Source organism: Westiellopsis prolifica IICB1, from assembly GCF_004323185.1.
Taxonomy (GTDB): domain Bacteria; phylum Cyanobacteriota; class Cyanobacteriia; order Cyanobacteriales; family Nostocaceae; genus Pelatocladus; species Pelatocladus prolificus_A.
The window spans coordinates 1,893,715-1,918,741 of the sequence record NZ_NAPS01000001.1 but is presented as its reverse complement, the minus strand read 5'-3'; the positions used below and the strand labels follow the sequence as shown (position 1 = coordinate 1,918,741).

Annotated in this window: 22 protein-coding genes and 1 pseudogene; 13 read left to right on the top strand and 10 right to left on the bottom strand. The window is 40.0% G+C overall.

Features of this window, described 5'->3' with window-relative positions; genetic code table 11:
* Nucleotides 1-722: 722 nt before the first annotated feature.
* Entirely contained in the window at nucleotides 723-3,263 is a 2,541-nt protein-coding gene (locus tag B4U84_RS08130; protein ID WP_131116823.1) for a heavy metal translocating P-type ATPase, read from the top strand.
* A 318-nt stretch (nucleotides 3,264-3,581) separates the two neighbouring features.
* On the top strand, nucleotides 3,582-4,085 hold the full coding sequence (locus tag B4U84_RS08125) for an FHA domain-containing protein (RefSeq protein WP_017309074.1): 504 nt from the start codon (nucleotides 3,582-3,584) through the stop codon (nucleotides 4,083-4,085).
* 77 nt (nucleotides 4,086-4,162) lie between these two features.
* Here B4U84_RS08125 and B4U84_RS08120 read toward each other — a convergent pair whose 3' ends face one another.
* Nucleotides 4,163-4,510, bottom strand: a complete 348-nt coding sequence (locus tag B4U84_RS08120; RefSeq protein WP_026081747.1) for a hypothetical protein — start codon at nucleotides 4,508-4,510, stop codon at nucleotides 4,163-4,165.
* A gap of 345 nt (nucleotides 4,511-4,855) precedes the next feature.
* On the opposite strand from B4U84_RS08120, the gene thyD reads away from it, so the two are divergent.
* Both thyD and B4U84_RS08110 read left to right on the top strand, forming a co-directional pair.
* Entirely contained in the window at nucleotides 4,856-5,776 is a 921-nt protein-coding gene (thyD, locus tag B4U84_RS08115; protein ID WP_131116820.1) for a thylakoid membrane protein ThyD, read from the top strand.
* 443 nt (nucleotides 5,777-6,219) lie between these two features.
* Nucleotides 6,220-6,993, top strand: coding sequence for a class II glutamine amidotransferase (locus tag B4U84_RS08110; protein ID WP_131116817.1), 774 nt, complete (start codon nucleotides 6,220-6,222; stop codon nucleotides 6,991-6,993).
* A 358-nt stretch (nucleotides 6,994-7,351) separates the two neighbouring features.
* Here the strand turns inward: B4U84_RS08110 and B4U84_RS08100 are convergent, their stop codons facing one another.
* The gene (locus B4U84_RS08100; RefSeq protein WP_207390908.1) at nucleotides 7,352-8,002 is read right to left on the bottom strand and encodes a DJ-1/PfpI family protein; all 651 of its coding nucleotides are present in this window, start codon (nucleotides 8,000-8,002) and stop codon (nucleotides 7,352-7,354) included.
* Between B4U84_RS08100 and B4U84_RS31520 the strand changes: the two are divergent.
* From B4U84_RS31520 to minE, 8 genes and pseudogenes are all read left to right on the top strand, one after another.
* A pseudogene (locus B4U84_RS31520) lies at nucleotides 7,965-8,057 on the top strand (class II glutamine amidotransferase); the annotation flags it as partial. The gene B4U84_RS08100 and the pseudogene B4U84_RS31520 overlap by 38 nt on opposite strands.
* 371 nt (nucleotides 8,058-8,428) lie before the next feature.
* Complete coding sequence (locus B4U84_RS31515; RefSeq protein ID WP_242677571.1) at nucleotides 8,429-9,748, top strand: NACHT domain-containing protein; 1,320 nt, start codon at nucleotides 8,429-8,431, stop codon at nucleotides 9,746-9,748.
* 51 nt (nucleotides 9,749-9,799) lie between these two features.
* Nucleotides 9,800-11,344 carry a pentapeptide repeat-containing protein gene (locus B4U84_RS31510; protein WP_242677570.1) on the top strand — a complete coding sequence of 515 codons (1,545 nt, stop codon included), beginning with the start codon at nucleotides 9,800-9,802 and terminating at the stop codon, nucleotides 11,342-11,344.
* 492 nt (nucleotides 11,345-11,836) lie between these two features.
* Nucleotides 11,837-12,502, top strand: a complete 666-nt coding sequence (locus tag B4U84_RS08085; RefSeq protein ID WP_131116811.1) for a hypothetical protein — start codon at nucleotides 11,837-11,839, stop codon at nucleotides 12,500-12,502.
* A gap of 7 nt (nucleotides 12,503-12,509) precedes the next feature.
* The gene (locus B4U84_RS08080) at nucleotides 12,510-13,853 is read left to right on the top strand and encodes a four-carbon acid sugar kinase family protein (RefSeq protein ID WP_131116808.1); all 1,344 of its coding nucleotides are present in this window, start codon (nucleotides 12,510-12,512) and stop codon (nucleotides 13,851-13,853) included.
* A gap of 463 nt (nucleotides 13,854-14,316) precedes the next feature.
* The gene (gene minC, locus B4U84_RS08075) at nucleotides 14,317-15,420 is read left to right on the top strand and encodes a septum site-determining protein MinC (RefSeq protein WP_017309064.1); all 1,104 of its coding nucleotides are present in this window, start codon (nucleotides 14,317-14,319) and stop codon (nucleotides 15,418-15,420) included.
* A gap of 49 nt (nucleotides 15,421-15,469) precedes the next feature.
* Nucleotides 15,470-16,276, top strand: coding sequence for a septum site-determining protein MinD (gene minD / locus B4U84_RS08070; RefSeq protein WP_017309063.1), 807 nt, complete (start codon nucleotides 15,470-15,472; stop codon nucleotides 16,274-16,276).
* A 31-nt stretch (nucleotides 16,277-16,307) separates the two neighbouring features.
* Nucleotides 16,308-16,673: a cell division topological specificity factor MinE gene (gene minE / locus B4U84_RS08065; RefSeq protein ID WP_131116805.1), complete on the top strand. Its 366-nt coding sequence runs from the start codon at nucleotides 16,308-16,310 to the stop codon at nucleotides 16,671-16,673.
* 286 nt (nucleotides 16,674-16,959) lie between these two features.
* On the opposite strand, the gene B4U84_RS08060 is transcribed toward minE, so the two are convergent.
* From B4U84_RS08060 to B4U84_RS08035, 6 genes are all read right to left on the bottom strand, one after another.
* On the bottom strand, nucleotides 16,960-17,838 hold the full coding sequence (locus B4U84_RS08060) for a DUF4388 domain-containing protein (protein WP_131116802.1): 879 nt from the start codon (nucleotides 17,836-17,838) through the stop codon (nucleotides 16,960-16,962).
* A gap of 830 nt (nucleotides 17,839-18,668) precedes the next feature.
* Nucleotides 18,669-19,223: a protoglobin domain-containing protein gene (locus B4U84_RS08055; RefSeq protein WP_017309060.1), complete on the bottom strand. Its 555-nt coding sequence runs from the start codon at nucleotides 19,221-19,223 to the stop codon at nucleotides 18,669-18,671.
* A gap of 226 nt (nucleotides 19,224-19,449) precedes the next feature.
* Nucleotides 19,450-19,914, bottom strand: coding sequence for a hypothetical protein (locus tag B4U84_RS08050; RefSeq protein WP_017309059.1), 465 nt, complete (start codon nucleotides 19,912-19,914; stop codon nucleotides 19,450-19,452).
* Between the two features lie 102 nt (nucleotides 19,915-20,016).
* Nucleotides 20,017-20,607 carry a roadblock/LC7 domain-containing protein gene (locus B4U84_RS08045; protein WP_017309058.1) on the bottom strand — a complete coding sequence of 197 codons (591 nt, stop codon included), beginning with the start codon at nucleotides 20,605-20,607 and terminating at the stop codon, nucleotides 20,017-20,019.
* 249 nt (nucleotides 20,608-20,856) lie between these two features.
* Nucleotides 20,857-21,405 (bottom strand): GTP-binding protein, encoded by a 549-nt coding sequence (locus B4U84_RS08040; protein WP_131116799.1) that lies wholly within the window; start codon nucleotides 21,403-21,405, stop codon nucleotides 20,857-20,859.
* Nucleotides 21,405-22,277 (bottom strand): DUF4388 domain-containing protein, encoded by an 873-nt coding sequence (locus B4U84_RS08035; RefSeq protein WP_131116795.1) that lies wholly within the window; start codon nucleotides 22,275-22,277, stop codon nucleotides 21,405-21,407. The genes B4U84_RS08040 and B4U84_RS08035 overlap by 1 nt, the downstream gene beginning before the upstream one ends.
* Nucleotides 22,278-23,113: 836 nt before the next feature.
* Between B4U84_RS08035 and B4U84_RS08030 the strand changes: the two genes are divergently transcribed.
* Nucleotides 23,114-23,875 carry a DUF6816 family protein gene (locus B4U84_RS08030; protein ID WP_131116792.1) on the top strand — a complete coding sequence of 254 codons (762 nt, stop codon included), beginning with the start codon at nucleotides 23,114-23,116 and terminating at the stop codon, nucleotides 23,873-23,875.
* A 321-nt stretch (nucleotides 23,876-24,196) separates the two neighbouring features.
* On the opposite strand, the gene B4U84_RS08025 is transcribed toward B4U84_RS08030, so the two are convergent.
* Both B4U84_RS08025 and B4U84_RS31915 read right to left on the bottom strand, forming a co-directional pair.
* Entirely contained in the window at nucleotides 24,197-24,409 is a 213-nt protein-coding gene (locus B4U84_RS08025) for a hypothetical protein (RefSeq protein ID WP_131118802.1), read from the bottom strand.
* A 184-nt stretch (nucleotides 24,410-24,593) separates the two neighbouring features.
* The gene (locus tag B4U84_RS31915; protein WP_278248314.1) at nucleotides 24,594-24,719 is read right to left on the bottom strand and encodes a hypothetical protein; all 126 of its coding nucleotides are present in this window, start codon (nucleotides 24,717-24,719) and stop codon (nucleotides 24,594-24,596) included.
* Nucleotides 24,720-25,027 lie beyond the last annotated feature (308 nt).

Below are 25,027 nucleotides of genomic sequence, written 5' to 3'. Positions count from 1 at the left end.
CCTTCGCCCCTAATCCCCACTCCCTTGGGGGAGTGGGGGCCGGAGTTCCCCAGAGGGGACCCCTCCCTACCTTCCCCTTATCCCCAAAGGGGACCCCTACCTTCCCCAATCCCCAATCCCCATTCCCCGATCCCCGATCCCCAATTCCCTCTACCTACAGATATGATAATTATCAAACGTAAGTATATTTCTTTAGTATTTTTTGCTTTCTTCGGATTGGTATATTTTACTACTATATCTAATTTAGATATAAATCCTTTTTTCAGAAGTCAAATTGCTTTAATGCCAACACAGTTCGCTGTCATCATCTATTGGACATATCTGCGCTGGAGTCAAAAACAATTGGCTGAGTCAAGAAATAGGGGTGTAAAAGTGTAGGGGAATCCCCATTCAGAAATTAATAAATCTTACACAGTCAATATTGAGGCTATATTAGCCTTACACACCCGCCCCAAAGTGGCTTGGTCATCAACTTAATAAAACTTCATATTTTTGACAACAAGTCGTTGTTGCGAATTTCGCCTACTCTCGAAATAGAGGTGCGGTTTAGCCGTACTTTTAGACTTATTGCACAAGAGTTATAGATACTCTTATTGGAAAAGGTAAAAGGAAAAGACTTCTTAATTCTTAATAACTCTTACCCTTGACAACTGAACTTTTTCCTGAATTTTGCAAGAAGTCTTTAAGACGTTGACGTTTCGTAACAAATTCAAATTTATTTCATGCAACTTGTCCCAAAAACTAACCTTTCCTCAGAATCATCTCCCGTAACTGAGAAAATCATCTTAGATGTTGGAGGTATGAAGTGTGGTGGCTGTGTAAAGGCTGTTGAACGACAGCTAATTCAATCTCCTGGAGTTAAGAGTGCTAGTGTAAATTTGGCAACAGAAATTGCTGTCATAGAGCTAGAAACTGGTGTGGTAGATGCAGATGCACTAGCACAGCAATTAACGTCGGCGGGATTTCCGTCTCAACTTAGGCAAGCAAGTGGGAAATTCAGCGATGAAAATCAAGGCAAGATAGATCCAGCAGAACGACAGCGCCAAGAGATTGAGTCTGCACGTAAACAGTTGATAATTGCTGGATTATTGCTGGTGCTGTCAACTATCGGACACTTTGGTAACATTGGTGGCATTGTGCTACCTGTTTTGCATAACATCTGGTTTCACTGTGGATTAGCAACGGTAGCGCTACTCATTCCTGGCCGCTCAATTTTGGTAGATGGCTGGGTGAGTTGGCGACGGAATACACCCAATATGAATACTCTCGTCGGCTTGGGGACGCTAATCGCCTACACAGCTAGTTTGGTTGCTCTGTTGTTTCCTCAGCTTGGTTGGGAATGCTTCTTTGATGAGCCTGTGATGATGTTGGGCTTTATTTTATTGGGAAGAACATTAGAAAAACAAGCAAGAGGTCGAGTTACCGCTGCATTTAAAAACTTACTTGATCTCCAGCCTCAGGTAGCAAGATTGATTCCCAAAAGGGCTGTAGAAAACCGTCCTGGCGCGTCTGTACAACCTTCCATGAGCGAGATTATAGAAATTCCTGCGGAACAAGTACGTGTAGGTGAATGGTTACAAGTTCTACCAGGAGACAAAATTCCAGTTGATGGCGTTGTGATAGATGGTCAAACAACTGTTGATGAATCAATGCTGACTGGGGAAGCTGTACCAGTGCTGAAGCAAAGACAAGATACAGTCACAGCTGGAACACTCAACCAGTCAGGAGCGATCGCAATTGAAGCAACCCGCACAGGTAGCGATACTACTTTGGCACAAATTGTTGCCCTAGTGGAAGCAGCACAAACTCGAAAAGCACCCGTACAGAAATTAGCAGATACAGTCGCTGGATACTTTACCTACGGTGTACTCGCGACGGCTGTATTGACATTTTTGTTTTGGTATTTTATTGGCACTCATATTTGGCAAGATGTCACCATGTCCCCTGGCATGGATATGGTAGATATGGCTCATCACTCTAGTAGTGTAGCTGTACCCACTTATCACTCTCCGCTATTAGTCAGCTTGAAATTAGCAATTGCGGTGATGGTGGTATCTTGTCCTTGTGCTTTGGGATTAGCCACACCTACAGCGCTTTTGATTGGAACTGCGATCGCTGCCGAACGTGGTTTATTAATCAAAGGCGGTGATGTTTTAGAAAAAGTCCACCAGATGGATACCATTGTTTTTGATAAAACAGGTACGCTGACAACTGGTAATCCAACAGTAACGGATTGTGTTGTGCTGGAAGGACAAGGAGGACAAGGGAGACAAGGGGGACAAGGAGAATTATTTAACAAGTCTCTTCCCGATCCCCGATCCCCGTTCGCGAAGCGTCTCCTCTGGAGAATCCCCGATCCCCAATACCTCTTACAACTCGCAGCTGCGGTCGAAAGTGGTACTTGTCATCCTCTAGCGACAGCAATTCGTAACCAAGCACAGCAGCAAGAGTTAGCGATTCCACCAGCTACTGAATTTCATACAGAACCGGGACTTGGTGTTTCTGCTGTGGTCGAAGGCAATTTAGTACTGTTGGGAAATTGGGATTGGTTGAGTTGGCATGGAATTACTGTTGATGAAAATTTACATAAGCAGGCAGAGACGTTAGCAGAGGATGGTAAAACTGTTGTAGCAGTGGCAATTGCTGGAACAGTCGCCGGACTGATTGCGATTCAAGACACCCTCAGACCAGATGCAAAAGCAGCTGTAGACAAATTGCGGCAGATGGGGTTGCGAGTTATGCTTCTGAGTGGTGATACACCAGCCGCTGCGATCGCAATTGCCAACCAATTAGGACTAGATACTGCTGATGTCATGGCGGGTGTACCTCCAGCCAAGAAAGCAAATGTTATACAATCTCTTCAAAATCGGGACAGTCAAACAACTGCCAATCCCAAATCCATAGTCGCAATGGTAGGAGATGGTATCAACGATGCTCCGGCTTTGTCTCAAGCAGATATTGGTATTGCCTTACACACAGGTACAGATGTGGCGATCGAAACGGCTGATATTGTCTTGATGCGAAATTGTCTAACTGATGTAGTAGAATCAATTCAACTGAGTCGGGTCACTTTCAACAAAATTCGCCAAAATTTGTTTTGGGCTTTTGCGTATAACACATTGGGAATTCCTTTAGCGGCTGGTGTCCTATTACCCAGTTTCCATTTTGTCCTCAGTCCTGCTAGCGCTGCGGCTTTAATGGCTTTTAGCTCGGTTAGTGTCGTTACCAATTCCCTACTACTACGGCGATTTACTCATCGCTAATACAAAAATATCAAAACCTCTCTGCACCGAGGAGAGGTTTACCAAAATTCTTAAAGTCAGTGGCTTTCATGCATCCCATCTAATTTTTTGTAGGATATTTAGCCTTAATATTTTAAAAGAGTGAATATCCGTTCTGCCCGTCTCAGGTTAAACTAAATCGATAGTCACTATTTAGAAAATCTCACAAAATCCTTGACTCTGTTTCCAGAGCGCCAGTAAAGGCAACTGTAGATACTAAAGATACTAAGGGGTAAAACATTACATTGTTGTTTGATTCTTAGTTATTACCATGAAGTAGCACAGACTCTGGTTGAGAGAATGGCAGAAAACGATTCTAAACAATTCTTAATTAATAAGACTTCAACCGATTATAGTAACGATTTGTCAATGGCAGCAGAAAACCATGAAAGCCATATACTGATTGTGGAAGACGATCAAGGGCGTAAGGAATTCACTCTAGAGCGTCCCATTTATTCTATTGGTCGAGATCGAGAATGTGATATTCGTTTAGTTTCACAATTCGTCTCACGCCGTCACGCCACATTAGTAAGATTACCCAGAAACGATCGCACCAACAGTCATTATTATCGAATTATTGATGGCGACGCCAGAGGGAAGCCTAGCTCTAATGGTCTGATGATTAATGGGCGCAAGCTGTCAGCCTATGACCTTAAAAATGAAGACGAAGTTGTTTTTGGCCCTCAAGTACGTGCCATTTATTATCTGTTAAAACGTGATACAGTACCACCTGGTCAGATTGATGCCAGCGAGTATGATATTACACTGATTAACCCTGGCATGGCAGAAGATTTAGAAGATTAATTTAGTCAAATTTGTCTATAAGCTAGCTTGGCACAAAGCTAGCTGTAGCAGATGCCCTTGGTTACAAGTATTTTTAATTATCCTGCAAGGCTTTGAATCAAATGCCAATTACGGTTGTCTTCAATTGCTTGCTTAATATACTCAAATACCTGCCGACAGTGATTATCTAACTGGAGTGGTAGTTCCTGGTTTTTAATCACAATACTCATTCTGGTTTCAGTTTCCGTAGCTGTGCTTTTATCAATCAGTACCTCTACTGTCACCATTTTGGAGTAAGAAACAGTACCGACTATTTCACGTGCCATGATGTAATCCAATGTATAGTACTGTATATCCAGGTTGCAGTCTTGCAGCAGTTCTATAAGTAACGGCTGGAGATGGTTAATATCAATAGAAAGAATAAACGAACAGGTATAGCGAGCCATAATAGCCCCAAGCCTTGTAACACTCAGTCCATCCTATAATATCGAACCATCTTAAACGCAAGTTATACGATTTTGGATTTTGGATTTTAGATTTTGGATTGGGAATTAGGTTGTGTATCTGGACTAGTGGTCTGTCGCATAAATTCTGAGGGGTTACGAGGAGACAGATCCCCGACTTTTGAAAAAAGTCGGGGATCTTGCAGCCCAGCAAAATTAATAGGACAGACCACCAGTGTCAAACAATTTTTAAATTGGATTAAGTAGTTGCTGGTTGTTTTCAATCTGCCAGATCCTGATTTCAGGTGAATAAAAAACTTTAAAATAAGGATTGATAGAGGTTAAATCATGAAAGTAGCAGTAAGTGGTGCAACAGGATTTGTCGGTAGTCGCTTGGTAGAACAACTCCACAAAGATGGTAATAGAGTATTGGTTTTAACTCGTAATATCGCTCACGCCCAAAAAGTTTTTCCCAGCCAAGCTTTTCCGAATGTGGAAATAATTGCTTATACACCGACAATCTCTGGTAGTTGGCAAGAAGCGATCGCCACATGTGATGGTATAGTTAATTTGACTGGCGAACCCATTGGTGAGGGACGCTGGACACGACAACGAAAACAAGAAATTCTTAATAGCCGTCAACTAACTACTCAAAAAATCGTGGAAGCAATAACCAAGGCTAACCCTAAACCTAGTGTTCTAGTTAACGCCTCTGCAATCGGTTATTACGGTACTAGCGAAACTGCTACTTTCGATGAAACAAGCCCATCTGGTAACGATTTTCTCGCCCAAGTTTGTCAAGCTTGGGAAGCAGAAGCAACAAAAGTTACAGAAGCTGGTGTCAGACTCGTAATTCTACGATTCGGGATAGTTTTGGGTCTGGGTGGAGCTTTGGGTAAGATGATTACACCCTTCAAACTTTTTGCTGGTGGCCCTATTGGTAGCGGTAAACAGTGGTTTTCATGGATTCACATAAATGATTTAGTCAAGTTGATTATCCAAGCTTTAACTAAGTCAGAAATGTCAGGCGTATATAATGCTACTGCTCCTCATCCGATTCGGATGTCAGAATTATCTACAAGCATGGGGAAAGTTATGCATCGTCCTTCCTGGCTGCCTGTTCCTAATTTTGCCATAGAAGCACTTTTGGGAGACGGAGCTGTAGTCGTTTTAGAAGGGCAAAAAGTCCTTCCTAAACGCACCCTCGAAAGTGGCTTTAATTTTCAATATCCTGATTTGAAACCAGCTCTAGAAACAATTCTTCATTAGTTGGTTGTTGGTGATCAAGCAAGCTTCAATCTCTGCGTCTTTAGCCGCCCCTGTTGTTGGGGAGCATCCCAAATGTTCAGCCTGCGATTGAAATCGCAGTCTCATAGTAAAAGTCTGCTTAAAGCACAATACGGTTCGGTTAAGAATTTTTCGTCATGATTTGGGCATGTAGAGACGTGCCATGGCACGTCTCTACAGGGTTTAGATACCAATCGATTTGTCTTATCCGAACCGTATTGGCTTAAAGCAGACTGTTTGATTGATTTGAGTTGTCTTCAGACGACTTGTACTATTAGCTAAGGGTTTAAACCCAAGCGCGATAGATCAAAAAACCAGTTGGTCAATTTGCTCCAATCACTAGCAGAAAGTAAGAAAAGCTTCAGATTTAGCCCCGGCAGTTTGCATTATCCTATTTTCAAACAGGTTGAGTCCATAAATACGCCATGTGTCAACTGTTAGGAATGAGTTGCAATACTCCCACAGATATTTGCTTTTCTTTTGAAGGTTTTGCGGCACGGGGAGGAAAAACTGATGATCATCGTGATGGCTGGGGTATTGCTTTTTTTGAGGGTAAAGGGTGTCGAATGTTTATTGATGCTAAACCCTCGATTAATTCTCCCATAGCAGAATTAGTCCGATGCTATCCGATTCATTCCACCCATGTCATAGCCCATATTCGCAAAGCAACTCAAGGTGAAATTGTTCTCGAAAATTGCCATCCCTTTCGTCGGGAACTGTGGGGACGATATTGGGTATTTGCTCACAATGGTGATTTACCAGAATTTAATCCTACGGGTATGCAATATTATCAAGCTGTAGGCAATACTGATAGTGAAAAAGCTTTTTGCTTGATTTTAGAAACCATACGTCAAGCTTTTCCTGAAGGTAGACCCTCTTTGGAAAAAATATATCCTGTGTTGAAAGATATCACGGATCATATTTCGCAAAAGGGTAGTTTTAATTACTTGTTATCAGATGGCGAATACTTTTTTACTCACTGTTCTACAAAACTTTGCTATATAGTCAGACAAGCTCCTTTTGCTGCTGCTCACCTGATTGATCAAGACGTAACAGTAGATTTTAGTGAATTGACAACTCCAAGCGATCGCGTTGCTGTGATTGCTACGACTCCCCTCACCGATAATGAAGTTTGGACACCCATCAAACCGGGGGAATTGTTAGTCTTTCAAGATGGTTTACCTTTGAAGTTAAGTTAATCTTCTACTTACACACGACAATTAAAGACTCGTTGACGAGGTTCAAAGACTCGTTGACGGAGATCAAAGACTCGTTGACGAGTATCAAAGACTCGCCCACGACAATTAAAGACTCATCGACGAGTATCAAAGACTCGCCCACGACAATTAAAGACTCGTTGACGAGTATTAAAGACTCATCGACGAGGTTCAAAGACTCATCGACGAGGTTCAAAGATTGTCATATCATGTGCTGTTAATCACTTTGTATTCCCACTGCGATCGCAAAATGACCGATAATTCCTCCCAGGGTACAAGAAAGCGGATAAATCCTGGGACTCAATTGGGTTTTCTAAAATCCGAAATCCAAAATTGTTTGTTATGCTGCCGACCGACGCCACACCGTACCGCGACGCTCATACTCCAATTCTTTCTCCACCTGATGAGCAATTTGAGAACTCAAAAACCGTTCTAGTAGCCACAATGTCAAATCTAAACCAGAAGTTATACCTCCTGCTGTAACAATATCATCATCATCTACAACACGAGCTTGTACAATTTCTGCACCAATAGCTTTTAAATCTTCTATAGCTACATGATGTGTAATTGCTGGACGACCTTTTAGAAGACCCGCTCCTGCAACCAACATCGCACCCGTACAAACTGAGGCTATCGTTGTGCCGCTTTGGTGCAACTGGGAAATTGCCCTTGGTATCTCACCTCGTTGCGCTTCAGCCCACGCTCCTTGTGTAGCGCGATTCCCCCAACCTCCACCTGGCACAATCAAAATATCTAATTTCTGATCAAGCTCAAGTTTGGCATCAGGTTGAACTCGCAATCCGTGAGCTGCGATAACCTCCGTAGAGCCATCTAGAGTGACAAGTTCTGCTTGCACGTCAGCACCAATCGCCATTGCACTCCGCAAAACTTCAAAGGGAGCAATAGCATCAAGCTCATCAAACCCATCAAAAATGATGATTTGTACTTTCACTGCGACTCCTCTCACCAACAACGAAGTTTGGACACCCATCAAACTGGAGGAATTTCTCACATTTCAAGATGGTTTACCTTTAAAGTTAATTTAAATCCTCTACTCGCGCACGACAATTAAAGACTGTTACTCTCAGAATAGACCTCTTGCATGAATCTTTACCCTCTCCCTAAATCCCTCTCCCAAACATGGGCTACCGTGTACACACAAATCCTCTGATCCCCCTAAATCCCCCTTAAAAAGGGGGACTTTGATTCTAGTTCCCCCCTTTTCAAGGGGGGTTAGGGGGGATCAAAACGCCACTAGGCAACTTTATAAGACTTGTGTGTACACCGCAGCCCAAACATGGGAGAGGGACTTTGAAATTGGCTCCTCTTCTCCCAATTTTGGGAGAAGGGGCTGGGGGATGAGGGTAAATATTGTATTCATGCAAGAGGTCTAATAGTCAGCAAGCAAAGGGTAATTATGACAACAAGGCTGGAAAAGCTACGGAATTTTTTCACTAAAGATATCCCAGATTTCTTAAAAAAACCAACAAACACAACAGAAACAGGTGCAGAAGTTTCTAAAGCGAGTCTGGAATTAGCCGTAGCATTAGGATTGTTAGGTACTCCCTTCGCACCAGTGGGTGTTGCTGTTGCTGGACTATCCTTTGTCGGACTGACAGCCAAAGCGATCAAGTTTTACCAAGAAAAGACTGGAGAAGCAAGTCTAGAGGAATGCGTTAGTATTGCAGCACGGATAGCTTATGTAGAAAGTTTTGAAAGAATATTAAACACGATAGAAGACCAAGATTTATTGGCAAAAATTGGGACAATACATACAAGTGAAGCTGTTGCAGAAGGATTCATTGAAATTAATGAAGAAGAAGCAAGAAAAGCTATCACCTGCTTTCGGGAAACGAAATTAGCTCAAGAGTTTAACCGCCAGTTGTCATATATTTTAAAAGTAGCAGGACTTAGCCCCACACAAGCAGAAACTTTTACTCAACGGGTGGCTTGGAATACACAGCGATACATGAACCAAGCCTTAGCGGAAGCAGGAGATACAGTGAAAAACTTAGCGGGACTATTCCGCGATGGCTGGCGCAAAGAACTAGAAAAATATCAAAGTATTGATGATTATTTAAATAAGCAGATTGCAGAAAAACCTAAAGAAAAAGTATTTGCAGAACAATTCACTTTTAAAGATATCTATGTTCCGCTACAATCACAGCCACTGGATACAAATGGTCAAAAGGATAGCGAAAAGCAACCAATTGATTTAGAAACTTGGGCAAAAGACTTACTTCAAAACTCCTATAAACAAGATAAAGTTTTATTTATCCAAGGCGGCCCAGGAAGGGGTAAAAGTGTATTTTGTCGGATGTTTGCTGATTGGATTAGACAAAATCTACATCCGATTTGGACACCTATTTTGATCCGCTTGCGGGATATTAGAACCTTTGAAAAGAATTTTGAAAATACAATCTGTCAGGCAGTAGATAGAGATTTTGCTAATAATGATGATGGCTGGTTAACAGATAAAAACATTCGATATTTGTTTTTGCTGGATGGTTTTGATGAGTTGTTGATGGAAAAAAGAACCAGCGACGGTTTAGAAGAATTTCTCAAACAAGTGGGAGGGTTTCAGGAAAGTTGCCAGCGTAACCTTGAAAAAGGGCATCGAGTATTAATTACTGGGCGAACTCTGGCATTACAAAGTATAGAAAGAAATATGCCAGCCAATCTGGAACGGGTGGAAATCTTGCCAATGGATAAAAAAATCCAAGAGCAGTGGTTTTAAAAATGGTCGGCGCAAATAGGTAAAGATAAAACCATAGCATTTCAGCAGTTTTTGCAAAATCAAAATTGTCCTGATAGAGTCAGAGAATTAGCACAAGAGCCGCTATTACTTTATCTGTTAGCGGCGATGCATCGCGATGGTGAACTAACTATAGAAATGTTTGCCGATGCTAACGGTACACAAGCAAAAATTCTGATTTATCAAAAATCTTTAGACTGGGTATTAACAAAACAACGGCCAGAGATTCTCAATCGGGAATTAACAGAACAAGATACAGAAGATTTACGGCGTATTCTCACAGAAGCAGGTTTATGTGTGGTGCAATCTGGTGGAGAATGTGCAGCAATCTCCATGATTGAAAAACGGCTTGATGACACAGCTAAAAAATTATTAGAAGAAGCAAGAAAACGCATAGGCGATAATCCTTTGAGAAATGCTTTAGCAGCTTTTTATCTCCAGCCAGGTAAACAAACAGGTTCAGTAGAATTTGCCCATAAAAGTTTTAGTGAGTTTTTGTGTGCTGAACGCTTAAAAGAAAGCTTAGAAAATTGGACAGAACCGGGAAGAAAGGGGAGAGGATTTAATATTCAACAAGACCAGATGGATTGGGAAATTTATGATTTGTTGGGTTACGGTGGGCTGACGCTAGAAATTGTGGAATATTTGATGGGGTTGCTCACAGCGCCTGACCTCACCCCCAACCCCTCTCCGCAAGCACAGAGGGGAGAGAGATTTCGACCAGTCCAACTATTCCAGCGATTACATGATTTTTATGAGCGTTGGTGCGAGGGAGAATTTATTGATGCTTACACAGAAACCTTACCTCAAAAAAAATCACGGCAATTGCACGAGCAAAATATTTCCTTGGGACAGCGACAGGTAGATATTTATGCTGGGCTAAATGTGATGATTTTGCTTTTGGGGTTGCACCGCTATGCTCAAGGGCGAGAAGATTTGAAAGAACAAATAATTTTTTATCCTTCTGGTCAAGCGGATGAACAAAATCCTTCTACAAGGAGATTGCTTCCCATTATTCACTATACTAACGGACTCAAGCTTTGGACTTTCCATAGTATTGTTGGGCAATTTCTTAGCTACACAAACCTGAATCGCGCACATCTTTGGGGTGCAGTTCTCAGCCATGCAGACCTTAACAATGCAAACCTAAGTCACGCTGACCTCCGCAACGCAGATCTCTGGGACGTAGATTTTAGCCACACAGACCTTAGTGGTGCAGTCCTCACAGGCGCAATCCTCAGAAGCGCAGACCTGAGCGCAGCAAATCTTTGTGGGGCAAATTTGAGTGGTGCAAATCTGAGTGGAGCTATCCTCAACGGAACAAATCTTTGTGGGGCAAATTTGAGTGGTGCAAATCTGAGTGGAGCTATCCTCAGCGACAGATTTCTCAGTGATAGATTTCTTGATGTAAATGTCAGTAGTAAATTCTTAAGTCGTGCAATACTCAGATCCTTAAGCGATGGTGAAATATTAAGAGATATCCGGTGGGATGAAAATACTAAGTGGGAAGGTGTACGTGGATTTGAAACAGCAAAAAATGTTCCAGAAGCGTTAAAGCAACAGTTGGGACTAGCGTAGCTTCTCAAATTTCGAGTTCTGAGGCTCAACGTTCTAGTTTAAACGTTTGTTGGGTTTTGCAAAGCCTCAACTCAACCTACAATTATCCTTCAGGACTTACGCAAGATGTGACCGAAAACCTTATGCTTGCGTAGCGGTAATTCATGAATTACCGCAAATGCGCGTTATGTTTTGCGTAAGTCCTGTCCTTAACTGAACCTTATTGATACATAGCATTCCTCAATCATTCGTGAGAGACAAGATCCCCGACTTCTTAAAGGATGCAGCTGGCGAATAGGGGGTCAAACCCCTCGTTCGCCCACAAATTGGTTGTAGAGACGCGCCATGGCGCGTCTCTACATGTGGTGGAATGACGAAAAATCGTCGGTGAGGGGTGTCACCCCTGATTCGCCAGCTGTATCCTTAAAGAAGTCGGGGATCTAAGCTCTGCAATTCTCACAAATCATATAGGATTGCTATATACGCAACTTGCACTTCCACAGGAGTATCTCTGTGCAGCCTGACTTACTAGGCTTGGAAATAACTAAGGGAGAATTGAAACGTTTAACTGGTGTCAAACCAGAACTTTTCCTCCTACCTTCGCTGATGGAAAATCGCAAACAGCGCTTTGCTTTTTTACTCAAAGAAGTCCGGGAAACATTGCTTTTGGTTTTGTTAATTACCGGATTGATTTATGCGTTAATTACTCTAACAAGTGGTTCGCAAATTGGCTTAGGAATTATCTTGCTAATTGTCGTAGCAATTGTAGTAGTAGTTGGGCGTTGGTTGTGGCGACGTTTTCGTTATTCCAAAGCATTAATAATTCTTTTAAATGAAGTTGATAAATATCATGCAGGGGTGCAAGCGGTAGATAATCTTGACCAACAAGCCATCTCTGAAAACTTAGAAAATAATGCTCATGAGCGAGAAACTATTAGTGCTGCACTACAATTGGTGAGAGAAGATTTAGTTCGTGGTTTGAAAATCGAGCGGCTATTAAGGGATAATAAAAAATCGGTTATTGATCAACAAGAGTTATTTGTCAATAATTTATCTAATCTCCAAGCTTTACAAGTTAGCAGTTCAGCAGGGGAACATGCTCAAATTCTCAATCAATTATTACAGATTGACTTAGACGTACAAAGCCAGATAAGAAAATTACAGCAGTCGCATTCTTGATATAAAAATGACCATAAAACCAAAAATAATCGTCCTTGATGATGATCCAACCGGTTCACAAACAGTCCACAGCTGTTTATTACTCATGCGTTGGGATGTGGATACTTTACGCCTGGGATTGCAAGACGATGCACCAATTTTCTTTGTCTTAACAAATACTAGAGCCTTACCGCCTGAGTCGGCTGCTTCTGTCACCAAAGAAGTTTGTCAGAATTTGCAAGCAGCTTTAGCGACTACCCCCCCTTCAGAAGGGGGGGATATGGGGGGTTTTCTCATCGTCAGTCGTTCTGACTCGACTTTACGGGGACACTACCCGATTGAAACCGATGTGATTGCAGAAGAACTCGGCCCTTTTGATGCTCATTTTCTCGTCCCGGCTTTTTTTGAGGGTGGACGTATTACCCGCGACAGCATACATTATCTCATTGTTGATGGTGTTCCTAAACCTGTTCATGAAACAGAGTTTGCTCGTGATTCTGTTTTTGGCTACCATCACAGTTATTTACCCAAATATGTAGAAGAAAAAACACAAGGACGGATTCATGCAGACTCAGTAAAAAGATTTTTACTTGCAGATATCCGTAATGGCAGTTTAGAAGCTTTGATGAATTTGAATGGTAATCAGTGCTGTGTTGTAGATGGAGAAACTCAAGCGGATCTAGATCGTTTTGCTCAAGATATTTTAGCAGCAGCAAGTCAAGGCAAACGCTTTTTATTTCGCAGTGCTGCCAGTATTTTAACAGCTTTGGCTGCTTTACCCCCGCAAGCGATCGCACCGGAAAATATGGCTGAGTATGTACGCAATGGCAAACCAGGGGCTGTGATTGTCGGTTCTCATGTCAAAAAAACAACTCAGCAGCTAGAAGCACTACTACAAGCAGAAGGTACATTCGGGGTTGAAGTTGAGGTGGCGCGTTTATTGGATGATGTTGATCAATCTGCCACATTGTTAAGCGAAGTCCTCGAAAAAGTTCACACTGCTCATGCAGGCGGCAAAACACCAGTAGTTTACACCAGTCGCCAAGAACTTACTTTTAAAGATGTGAATACACGCTTACAATTTGGAGCTAAAGTTTCCCGTTTATTAATGGAAGTTGTCCAGGGTTTGCCAGCAGATTTAGGATTTTTAATTAGTAAAGGTGGTATAACTTCTAACGATGTCTTGAGTACAGGGTTAGCTTTGACTTCTGCCCGATTACTTGGTCAAATCTTACCCGGTTGTTCAATGGTACGGACTCCATCTGACCATCCGCAGTTTCCGAATTTACCAGTTGTCCTATTTCCAGGGAACGTCGGTGATGCAAATGGTTTGGCAACTGTGTATCAACGGCTGAGTCAAAAGACTAAGTAAGGGGAGCGGGGAGCGGGGAAAAGGGGGACAAGGGAGTGTGGGGAGTGTGGGGTGTAATGTAGAGACGCGATTCATCGCGTCTGGGTGTGGGGAGTGTGGAATTTTGGGAAATGACATAACGGATAAATATTCGTCCCTTTTGTTTTTCCCTTTTTCCTTGAAACCAGAGGTGTTGTGGATGAAACAGTTTTGCAAAGAATTCTGTATAAATCGCGTTGTACAATTGTTGGAGCCAAGATTTCAGTAGTTTGTTTCAAATCGTGCTTTCAAATTCTGAAGAGAATTTGTGCTAGATTCTTATACCAAGCCGGGGTAAACATCTATCATTCATATGAACTTCTAAAGACAGGAATTCTTCTGTCTCATACTTGTTTGATAATTTACAACTTTCAACAACCCAGTATTAAAGACAAATAATTTAAGATTGTTAGTTGCTCAGTTTTTCTTTTTAGGCTAATGCTACATGACTTCTGATTCTGCTATGCCCGATCTCAAGTCACATTCTGCTGTTGATGATGCAGAATCAATCTCCAGTCTTTCTGATATAGAGGTAAAATTAACTGTTTGTGATCAAGATCAAGCTCAAGAGCAAGATACTGCTACAGAGACTGATTCTATTGTGGATGATACGGAGTCTACTTCTATACTTCCAGAAGCGGAAATAAATTCTGTACTGCTGTATTTAAAGTCCAATTCTGTCTCTAGTGAACTGGAATCAAATTCTACTGTTGCTAGTGTAGAGTCCCAGACGATTGTGGATGCAGAATTGAATGTTGACCTCTTGCATAAAGATGTGCCGAAATCACCTCCAGCAGAAAATGGGGTGAAGAAGAATATTCAAATTCAGATGAAAACAGAGGAGGGAAGATTTTTATTAATTTTGCCCACAGAATCGCAATTGTCTGGTTCGGAACGAAATTGGAATGATATTTGGCAACAATTAAAGGTACGACTTCATGGTAGCGATCGCTTTACAGCACCGAATACACCTGTGCATTTAGTAGCAGGCGATCGCCTTTTAGATGCAAGACAACTGCAACAACTGGCCGAATCTCTAGGGAATGTGCAAATGCAACTGAAATCGGTTGCTACCAGTCGTCGCCAAACTGCGATCGCAGCAGCTACTGCTGGTTACTCTGTTGAACAAATACAACGAGAAAATATCCTTGGTTCTAATTCTAAAATCAGCAACAAACCCTCAAAAGATGCTCTTTATCTAGAGATGACGGTGCGGTCTGGTGTAGAAATTCGCCACCCTGGAAGTGTGATTATCTTAGGAGATGTAAATCCAGGTGGCATCGTAGTTGCAGATGGTGATATTCTCGTGTGGGGTCGTCTCCGAGGAATTGCTCATGCTGGTGCTGGGGGTAATCGTGAGTGTCTGATTATGGCCTTGCAAATGGAACCAACCCAATTGCGGATCGCAGATGCTGTTGCTAGAGCGCCAGAAAAATTGCCGATGCAATTTTATCCTGAAGTGGCATATGTAACACCACGAGGAATTCGTATCGGTAGGGCTAGTGATTTTTCTAAGACCCTATTTAATCGGATAAACCAAGAGCCATGAAGCTCTATTGTTATATATTTACAGAAACATCATCGAGCGCGTTTTTGTCATGACTCGCATTATTGTGATTAGCTCCGGTAAAGGAGGCGTGGGTAAAACCACTTGTACAGCCAATTTAGGCATGGCCTTAGCAAAAATAGGGCGTCAAGTAGCATTAGTTGATGCAGATTTTGGCTTGAGAAATCTAGATTTGTTGCTAGGACTAGAAAATCGCATTGTTTATACGGCGGTAGAAGTTTTAGCTAGGGAGTGTCGCCTTGAACAAGCATTGGTAAAAGACAAGCGTCAACCAAACTTAGTCTTGTTACCTGCGGCCCAGAACCGTACAAAAGATGCAGTCACTCCTGACCAGATGAAATTATTAGTGAATGCACTAGCACAAAAATATCAATATGTAATTATTGATAGTCCCGCAGGTATTGAAATGGGGTTTAAAAATGCGATCGCCCCAGCCAAAGAAGCATTAATTGTCACCACACCGGAAATTGCTTCCGTCCGAGATGCCGATCGCGTCGTCGGGTTATTAGAAGCACAAGGTGTCAAACGTATTCATTTAATAATTAACCGGATCAAGCCCGCAATGGTACGGGCTAATGATATGATGTCTGTGCAGGATGTTCAGGAACTTCTGGCAATTCCTCTGATTGGGGTCATCCCGGATGATGAGCGCGTTATAGTCTCTACCAATCGCGGCGAACCTTTAGTATTAGGAGAAACTCCCTCTTTAGCGGCTACCGCCTTTGATAACATTGCTCGCAGATTGGAAGGTGAAACCGTCGAATTTCTTGAACTCGACTCACCCAATGACAGCATCTTCTCTCGTCTCAGGAGATTGTTGTGGACAAAAATAATTTGATGTTTTCTCCATCTGTCCATACTTAGCAGCAATGATCATAGAACTTTTAGAACGATTATTTACTCGTAATTCTGACGTTAACAGTCGTAATCAAGTTAAGCGTCGCCTACAATTGGTAATTGCTCATGACCGCGCTGATTTAAGCCCCCAAATGATCGAAAAAATGCGACAAGAAATTTTGGATATTGTTTGTCGCTATGTCGAAATCGAAACCGAGGGTTTAGAGTTTTCTTTAGAAAGCAATCAGCGAACAAGTGCTTTAATTGCCAATGTTCCTATACGTCGAGTTAAAGAATCTGAATCTACAGAAAATAAAGACAATAAAGAAAATAAAGAAAATAAAGAAAATAAAGAAAATAAAGAAAAAAATGAATTGGAAAGTAGTGAGATTACATAGTAATTCTAATTTGTATTAATTAGCTGATAAAAAGATATTAACCCAAGTTGCTAGTTATAGACTCAGGCAATCACTTTGTGCAATAAAATCCCCAACTTATTTAATAAGTTGGAGATTTTGTTGCTCACGAGTTCCCTGTTAATACCATTTCACTAAAACCCTGATACAAATACAAATGGTGTAGAGACGCGATATATCGCGTCTGGGACAAAATTTATGTGTATCGTGATTAACGTAAAATGGTATAAGAGTTCGCTCTTAAAAATTATTTAGGATAATTCGTAAATTAAACCTTATTTTTTAAATATCCAACCAGATTGTGCAAAAACAAAGTACTGAGTGTAGTCATTTCTGATTCTGTGGATTTTTGATTGAGTAAAACAGAAGAGTCTGCGCTGTTAACATCTAGAGGGTAATCATTCAATTCTAGAATAGATGGCTCAAGTGGAATTTCTTCGATCAAACCAGCTATTTTGAGCCGGAAAGCTGCTTGCTGAACTAAGGTTGTTGGTTGATTCAGGTGATTAGCGATCGCACCTAAAGAAATAGTACCATTGGCAAATTCCCATAATTGCCATTCTAAAGCTTTTAAGTGAATATTGGGTTTGTTTTGGGTAATGCTACATATCGCCGAATTAGTGTCTGGGAGAGCATCAGCTAAAGTATCCCAATTTTTTAGTGTTCTTAGAGCCATCAGAGCGACTTCAATAGCGCTTAAACTTAAACCTGTCATTTCTTTTCCAGGTATAGTTACTTTGCTATCTAGTCTGAATACACCCTTTTGAATTTCAAAAAGCTCCCGAATTTGCCGTAGTTGGTTAGCAAATAGTAAATTTAATTGTTCAGCATTCAATACTCCTGCTGTTTTGAGATGTAAACCAAAGGGTGTTGTTGCTGGTGCGATCGCATAATATTGATTTATTATTTCCGGTTTTACCCACTTGCGTTGTTTGATTTGATTCATTAAACCTTCGCCGTTTAAACAATTGGCCGCAGCAACAATACATCCTTTTCGGAACCAGATAAAGTAATATCGAGATTGACCTACTAAAGCAGGATCATATAGTAAATTACAAACAATTAAACAACCAGATTTTCTTCCTTGGTCTACGATTTGAAACAATTCAGCTAAGGAGAAATCTGTTAAAAAACTATGTAGACTCATTCTTTCAAGTATTATAAAAAGCTATTTTTCCAAACTCGCACCCTAAATATTCATACCTGTGCTTGCGGCAAGTTTTATACATACTTTTTGATTTTTACTTAACGTGAGTTTGATAAATATTATCAGATCAAGCAATCAATTCACCCGGAAGTAAACTGCGCCCTAATAATCCAAGTCTACATAAATCAGTTATCAGTTATCAGTTATATAGGAGTCCGATTTGATTTCTGAAAAAATCTAAGTATCTGTAGGGTGTGTGATAGCTACGCTATCACGCACCTAAATCCTTAACTGGTGCGTTAGCCTTTGGCGTAACACAACGGCAAAAAGGGGGAAGAAAATCTACACCCCTTTTTGCCTCCCCTACGTGTATTTCAGAAATCAAATATGAGTCCTATATATTGATCATAGTTAACTGTTAACTTTTAACTGTGAAAGTGGGTTTTGACTAGGAGCCAGCTATTTATTTGAGTGTGGGATATTAGACTAACAGAATCTATCGAACTCACGTTTACTTATGATGAAGCTTTCGCAGCCAGAGAAGTTAAGCTGTTATGCATTTAAATTGTATATTTTGCGATCAGGTTGTCAAAAGTCAACAGTCCAGAGTCAAAGACGAGCTTGGACTTTGGACTGTTGACCCTGGACAGTCCTAACGCAAGAATATTTAATCTAAGCGCACATTAGCTTATATGTAAAATGTATAACTAAAATTTGAATTTTTGCCTTAATTTTATTAACAAATAAGAAATGTTTCTTAATTTCAGTGAGAGTATTAATCTTAAGGTTGTGTGGAGAATGCACCCTGTAATTTATTTGTGCTGATTTACTTACATTGAGCGTGCGCCAGTAGCAATTAAACGCTTAAACAAACCTTGAGTCCAACCAGTTTCTCTGAGAACAGCATCTGAAGATACTTCTACATAAGCTTGCTCAATAAATGCTAAATCAATCATGCAGATGCGACTGAGTGCATCTTTAAGGTCTGAAGTTTGACCATCAACTTGTAGGCGCTTTTCTACTTGGTGGATTACTGTCGCCATTGCTGGAACAACGTGTTGAGGTCCAATACCAATACGGACGTGAATTAAACCGATTTTCCAACGACGGTCGGCGTAAGCTTGACCCCAATCATCCATACCTGTAAACATTTCGTGAAACCATTGAATAAAGGTTTCACGCAAGCGATGGATACGCCCGTTATCATCATGCAAAATAGCACTCATTTCTGAATCACGCCCCAAGTAAGCATAAAAATGATCAGCCATTTCGGGAGCAACTTGTAAACCCCAATCAGATTGGGAGTTAAGTATAGCTTTGTCTTCATCTGTCAAGCCTACACGCTGTTCTAGCGTAGACAAAAAAGCTACTGGTTCTAAAGGCATGATTGAGTTCTCCTTATGCGAAATATACACGGAAATAATCATGTAATGATTAAATAATAATTACATAATATATAAGTAATTATACTATTTTGAGGCCAGAATGTAACAGATCAATTGACAAAACTCATACCAATTTCAAAAATGATTGATAGTCCAGCATTGATTTTTGCCTTCACCAGGTGTGAATTATTAATCAGCGACATCAGCTAACAACTAAACAACGAACCTATAAAATTTTGGTAAATTCAAATACATCGTATTCGCCACCGCGCAATACAGATTCGGTATGCTTACCTTGTAGACGCTGATTCAAAGTTAGTTCTAGGACACCCCAAATAGCACCAAGAGTGTAAGTACATTTACGCTTTGAATTTTGAGGTTCGCCCGCAGAACATAAGGTTTCTGATGTATGTACCTTGATTACCCCATCATCTTCTTGGAAAATTTTCTCGACCATACACAGACATGTACCATCCTTGCCGAAAACATGATCAAGTTTGTCGGCTAGTTCCTCTAAAGATATCGAGGAGTTTATTATGTTTAATTCTTGAGCTAAACTTTTACCACGGTAACGACCCGCCGCAGTTAAAGCGATCGCAGTTGCTTTTTCACCCAAAGCCTCTTCCATACCTGTAATTGCTGCCTTAAAACAGACAATACTGCTAAAATCTCCCAAAGTTGGACGTAACATTTGTGATGCTCCTGTACAATTCAATGCAATTTGGAATACCAATTTTTAAGATGCAAAATCAGTAATCCAAATATTGGTATAAGGATTGTTTTGTGTTTCTAGTTAGGCTAACAGAGGCGCAATTCTAGCAACAGCACGTTTGACTTCTAGAAACAGTAACCCTTGTTTGACTCCTGTACTAGCTAGTACCAATAAAACTGCATCACTACCACAAGCAACTAAAACGCCGTAACCTTTTTCTCCTTCTACAACAATACGCTCTACATTGCCACGAACTAGTTCACGACCAATACGTTCACCCAAGGACAGCATAGATGCAGACATAGCAGCAGTCCGTTCTTCATCCATCCCACCTGGTAACACAGAAGCCAAAGCCAAGCCATCGGGACTCACTAAAGCTGCACCTTGAATATCAGAGGTTCCAGACACGAAGTTTTGCAGTTCGTCTTGCAGCATTGAAACGTTAATCATAAATTTTTCCTCCACAATCTTTGGTACAGATATATGAGCTTGATCAGAAGTTGTTGGTAACAGATAATCTACCGTTACTACGGGTAACGATTGTGCTGTATCTCCAGCAGTTGCCGGTTCTAGGGAATGTATTTTTGTTGACAAATGTGATGTTTCTATGTCCAGAGAGGGTTTTTTTTGAACATCCCTAGTCAATAGCTTTAGTAAGTAGCCCAGAAGCATAGCGGTTAAACAACAGGCTATGAATAGCGTGATGGATCGCATGATTTGGTGTCATTATCTGACTCCAAGACTTTAGACAACTCAATATAAGTAACAAGGAAAATCCCGTACAACAGGATAAAAATTTTGTTACATGTTTTAACTTTTACATTCTATTTTTGAGTTTTTTTACACAAGAGAACATTATGCGATTTTAGATTTCCCCGAATTTGGGGTTTAGGGGGTACCCTGCTGGGAATTATTGGTCATTTAACCGTTAAGATACTGGTAATATTTGGTAATTTCTTCGATCAATGCAATTAAACTTTCTTTAACAGAAGCAGGTTGTGTTGCATTAACAGACATGATTGGTAGTCTGTTATTTGCATCTAATAATCCTAAAGCTAATGCAATATCTTCTATCTCCCAAGCATCAGGACAATCAGTATGAGTTAGCCCAATCAAACACGGTATTTTGACTCGATGCTTCATAAATTGCAGAATTTTTCGACTATAGCGCAGGTGTTCTGGACGGTGTGCGTCTATTAATAAGATGTAGGCATGGGCTTTTTGAATTAAAATGTCCCACATAAAATCAAATCGGGCTTGTCCAGGGGTACCATAAAGATGCAGTGATTGATTGAGTCCAATAGTCAATCGCCCAAAATCTAATGCAACTGTTGTTTTTTCTTTCAGGAGTGCGATATCATCAGTTGCTTTTCTATCGGTATCTACCGTTTCGATTTCACTGATGGTACGAATAAAGCTAGTTTTACCTGCACCTACGCCTCCAGTGATCACAATGCGTAGGATCTCCATCAATTATTACTCCTCAAAAAGCCAACTATATTTTGTAGAAATAAAGTACTGATCTTGATGGTTGTCCCGACTGAAGATTTGACTGCTTTAGAAGAATTAACTAAGTTTAAATCGACAGGATAATTACTCAGTTCTGGTGTTAATTCATTCAAGGGAACTTCTTCTATTAAACAAGCCAATATGAGTCGAAAAGCTGCTTGTTGGACTACAGCTATTGGTTGATTGATTTGATGGGCGATCGCACTTAAAGATATACTACCATTGGCAAATTCCCATACCTGCCACTCCAAAGCATGTAAATGAATTTGTGGTTTACCTTCAGCAATGCTGTCTATAGCCGAATTGGGGTCTGGGAGTGCATCAGCTAATATTTTCCAGCTTTTGAGTGTTCTTAAAGCCACCAGAGCAATTTCTATTGCTCTGAGACTTAATCCTGTCATTTCTTTAATAGGTAATGGTGCTTTGCTATCAAGTTTAAATACACCTGTTTGAATTTCAAACAACTGTCGTACCTGATGCATTTGACTAGCAAATAATAAATTTAATTGCTCTGTGTTGAGTAAACCTTCAGCTTTGAGAGATAAACCAAGAGGTTTTTCGGGAGAAAATATTCGACAATATTTTTCTATAATTTGCTGACTTACCCAATTTCGTTGAGTAATTTTGTAGGCTAAACCTTGACCGTTTAAGCGATGTGCTGCTGCAACTACACGCCCCTGTCTAAACCAAATATAATAGTATTGGGATTTAGAATTAGGAGTGTGAATATCTGGTAGAGTACATACACTTAAACAACCAGATTTTCTACCTTGATCAATCAGTTGAAACAATTCAGCTAAAGAAAAATCTGTGAAAGAACTAGATAGGTTCATTAGCTCATCCAAACATAAATAAAGTAATCAGTGAAGATTACACCCTAATAAGTTATTAAATCTTTTGCCAGTTTGAAATTATTACTCTTCAACAAAATCAACTTCTAACAGGATTTTAGATTACTGTTCCTTGAAGCTGCTGTTGAGTCTACGCGTCTAGATCAAACACTTACAAATATAAGCAAATAAACAAATTTAGATTTACTAAATCACAACTAGTATTTGAATTTACAAGTGTCGATTAATATTCATATATCAGGAATTTAAAACTATAAATTCCTAATTGAGTTACCATACTAATTTCACCATGTTTTGCTAATATACAAAACTTATAGTTACTATTTTGAAAAATAATTTACCTTTTTGGAATTACATTACTTCAGAAGCATAAAATACAGATTTCCTTTATTAGAATAAGTAATTTTACTACTAAATCTATTTCTGACTGATGTAAATTAAGTAATAACACTATATGTTTAAAATAACAAGTATAAATTAAAGCTTTGTTAGATTATTTGATGAAAGTACTCAGCTAAATCACAACATTATTATCAAGCTAAAAAGTAGCAATTACATCTTTTTTAGACAAAACACAAATAAAATACACATATTTAGTCAAATTATCAGTATTTTTTGGCTAATAACCTCCTCTAACTAAGAAAATAGGCTGTAATTATTACTTGGATCTCAGTCTTTTCAGAATACATTAATGTTTTTATTGAAATTATTGCTGTAAAAGTTAAATTTAGTAACGGAATTGCAACATAATTTTTAATTGGATGAGCTATTAATCTCATAAATTTTAAATTTTGAAAACAATAGTACTGATCATTAATATGGTGAGAATTTGGAGTTTTTGTTTGATTTTTTTATTGCTGTTGTGGAGTGGAGAAGCAAAAGCGGGAGAGTTAGCCAAACGTTTAGATAACTTTCCTGTTTGGGAAAAAATCACTTCTACCCAACCTGCGACGGGAGACTTAGTATATCCTGAGTGGATGCTGGGTGAGTGGCAACTTAGCAGCACACTTGTAGATATGGTTGCACCTTTAGCACCTGAAATTGTCACCCCTGGATTTGAGGGAAATCGTCAGTATCTCAATCAGCCGATTGAGTGTCAAGTGCGATTTGTCAAGCAAAATACACCTGTTGCTAGATTAAAAATCAACTCTGGTGTAGATAAAAAAACAGTAGTAGTTGCGGATCGAGGATTTAACGGTTTAAATTTGGCACGGGCTTATTTAGGCGATGCAGCTGTGATTTCTGTCAAAGTAGATCCAAATTCGCCTAATCGTCAGATCACGTTTTTACGTCATGAACGCCAGCTGATTTCGATTGTTTCTGAACGGTCTACAGAAACTACACCTGATGGTAGGTTTATTACAACAGAAGTTTTTCAACAACTATTTAAAGGTGGTGGACGTCCCTATTTCAATTTAGTGGAATCTACGACTGCTTACCGCAAATTATCTACTTCCAATCCAGCCATAGAAGCGGATCAAGTTACTGCTGTTTACCTTTCACCCCAAGACCCAGACTATTTCCAAGCTGGTTCTCACCCAGTTGCTTTGTATCGATATCGCTTGGAATTTTTTCGATAATTAGTGGAGATAAAATGAAAAGTGGCCAGATCCCCGACTTCTGGTGAGAAGTCGGGGATCTTGTTTCTAGCAATAAATTTCATTGTTATTTGCGATCGCGTAGCGGTTGCTTTGCAGCATTGGTTTCCCGTTTGTTGTAAATGTCATCTCGTTCATAAATAACGTCACGACGTTAGTTATGAATCAGAGGATTTTTGTGATGAAGGGTGACTTGTTGAAATGCGATCGCTCATCTGTAAAATAATTTTGCAACTCCAAATACATCAGATCCCCGACTTTTTTAAAAAGTCGGGGATCTTTCCCTTTGAAGGTAATACTGGCTCAAGATTTAGTTTGTGTAATTTTGTTTACTGTTTGAGCAATGGCTTTCGCGTCTTTACCGTCAAAAGTTTGCTCGTCGCCATTCTTCCAGGTAATAAAACAGACAAATCGCCAAGACATTTGAAAATGAAGATCGCAAAATCGAATTTGACGAGCGTAACTTAAATTTAATAAATCTCTTGTGGGTGTTTGACAAAGAATCGGTTGTGGCATCATAGTTAATAAGACCTTACTGAATATAGTTGGGTGGGAGAGGCGTTGTCTACTTGGTCGTGGGAACGCCTCTCTTATTTGTATATTAATACGACTGGCTATTATTTGCAGTATCCTTTTAAATATTTTTTCTTATAATTTTATATTTAAAATGCTATTATGTATATTGGATATGTCGCAGGAGTCATACCAATTCACTAAAATCAAGCAACAGATGCAAAGTGTCGCGCTTCTCGGAACGCGATCGCTCTAAAAGAGGTAACATTGCTACGTGTGTTATGTCTCGAAAATCTTTAATAAGGGATGTCATCCCTGATTTGCCAGTTGTATCCTTGAATAAGTTGGGGATCTGGTCATTTACGACTGCTATATATATTTAGTGTGACTTTTGTTAATAGTTATTTTTATTACTTTTTATCAATCCCATAACAAAAGCAACTCATGATAGGTTTATTTTCTTGTATTGATCTTGGTTCTAAATAAAATTCAGTAGATCACAAACTTTTCCCGAAAGGGCGATCGCTGCGGATTTTTGTAAGATAGGATACTTTTTGTTGTCATATTTATAAAAACAGTGCAGTAATTAATAAGTTACATTTATAAATGGTTGACAGTTTT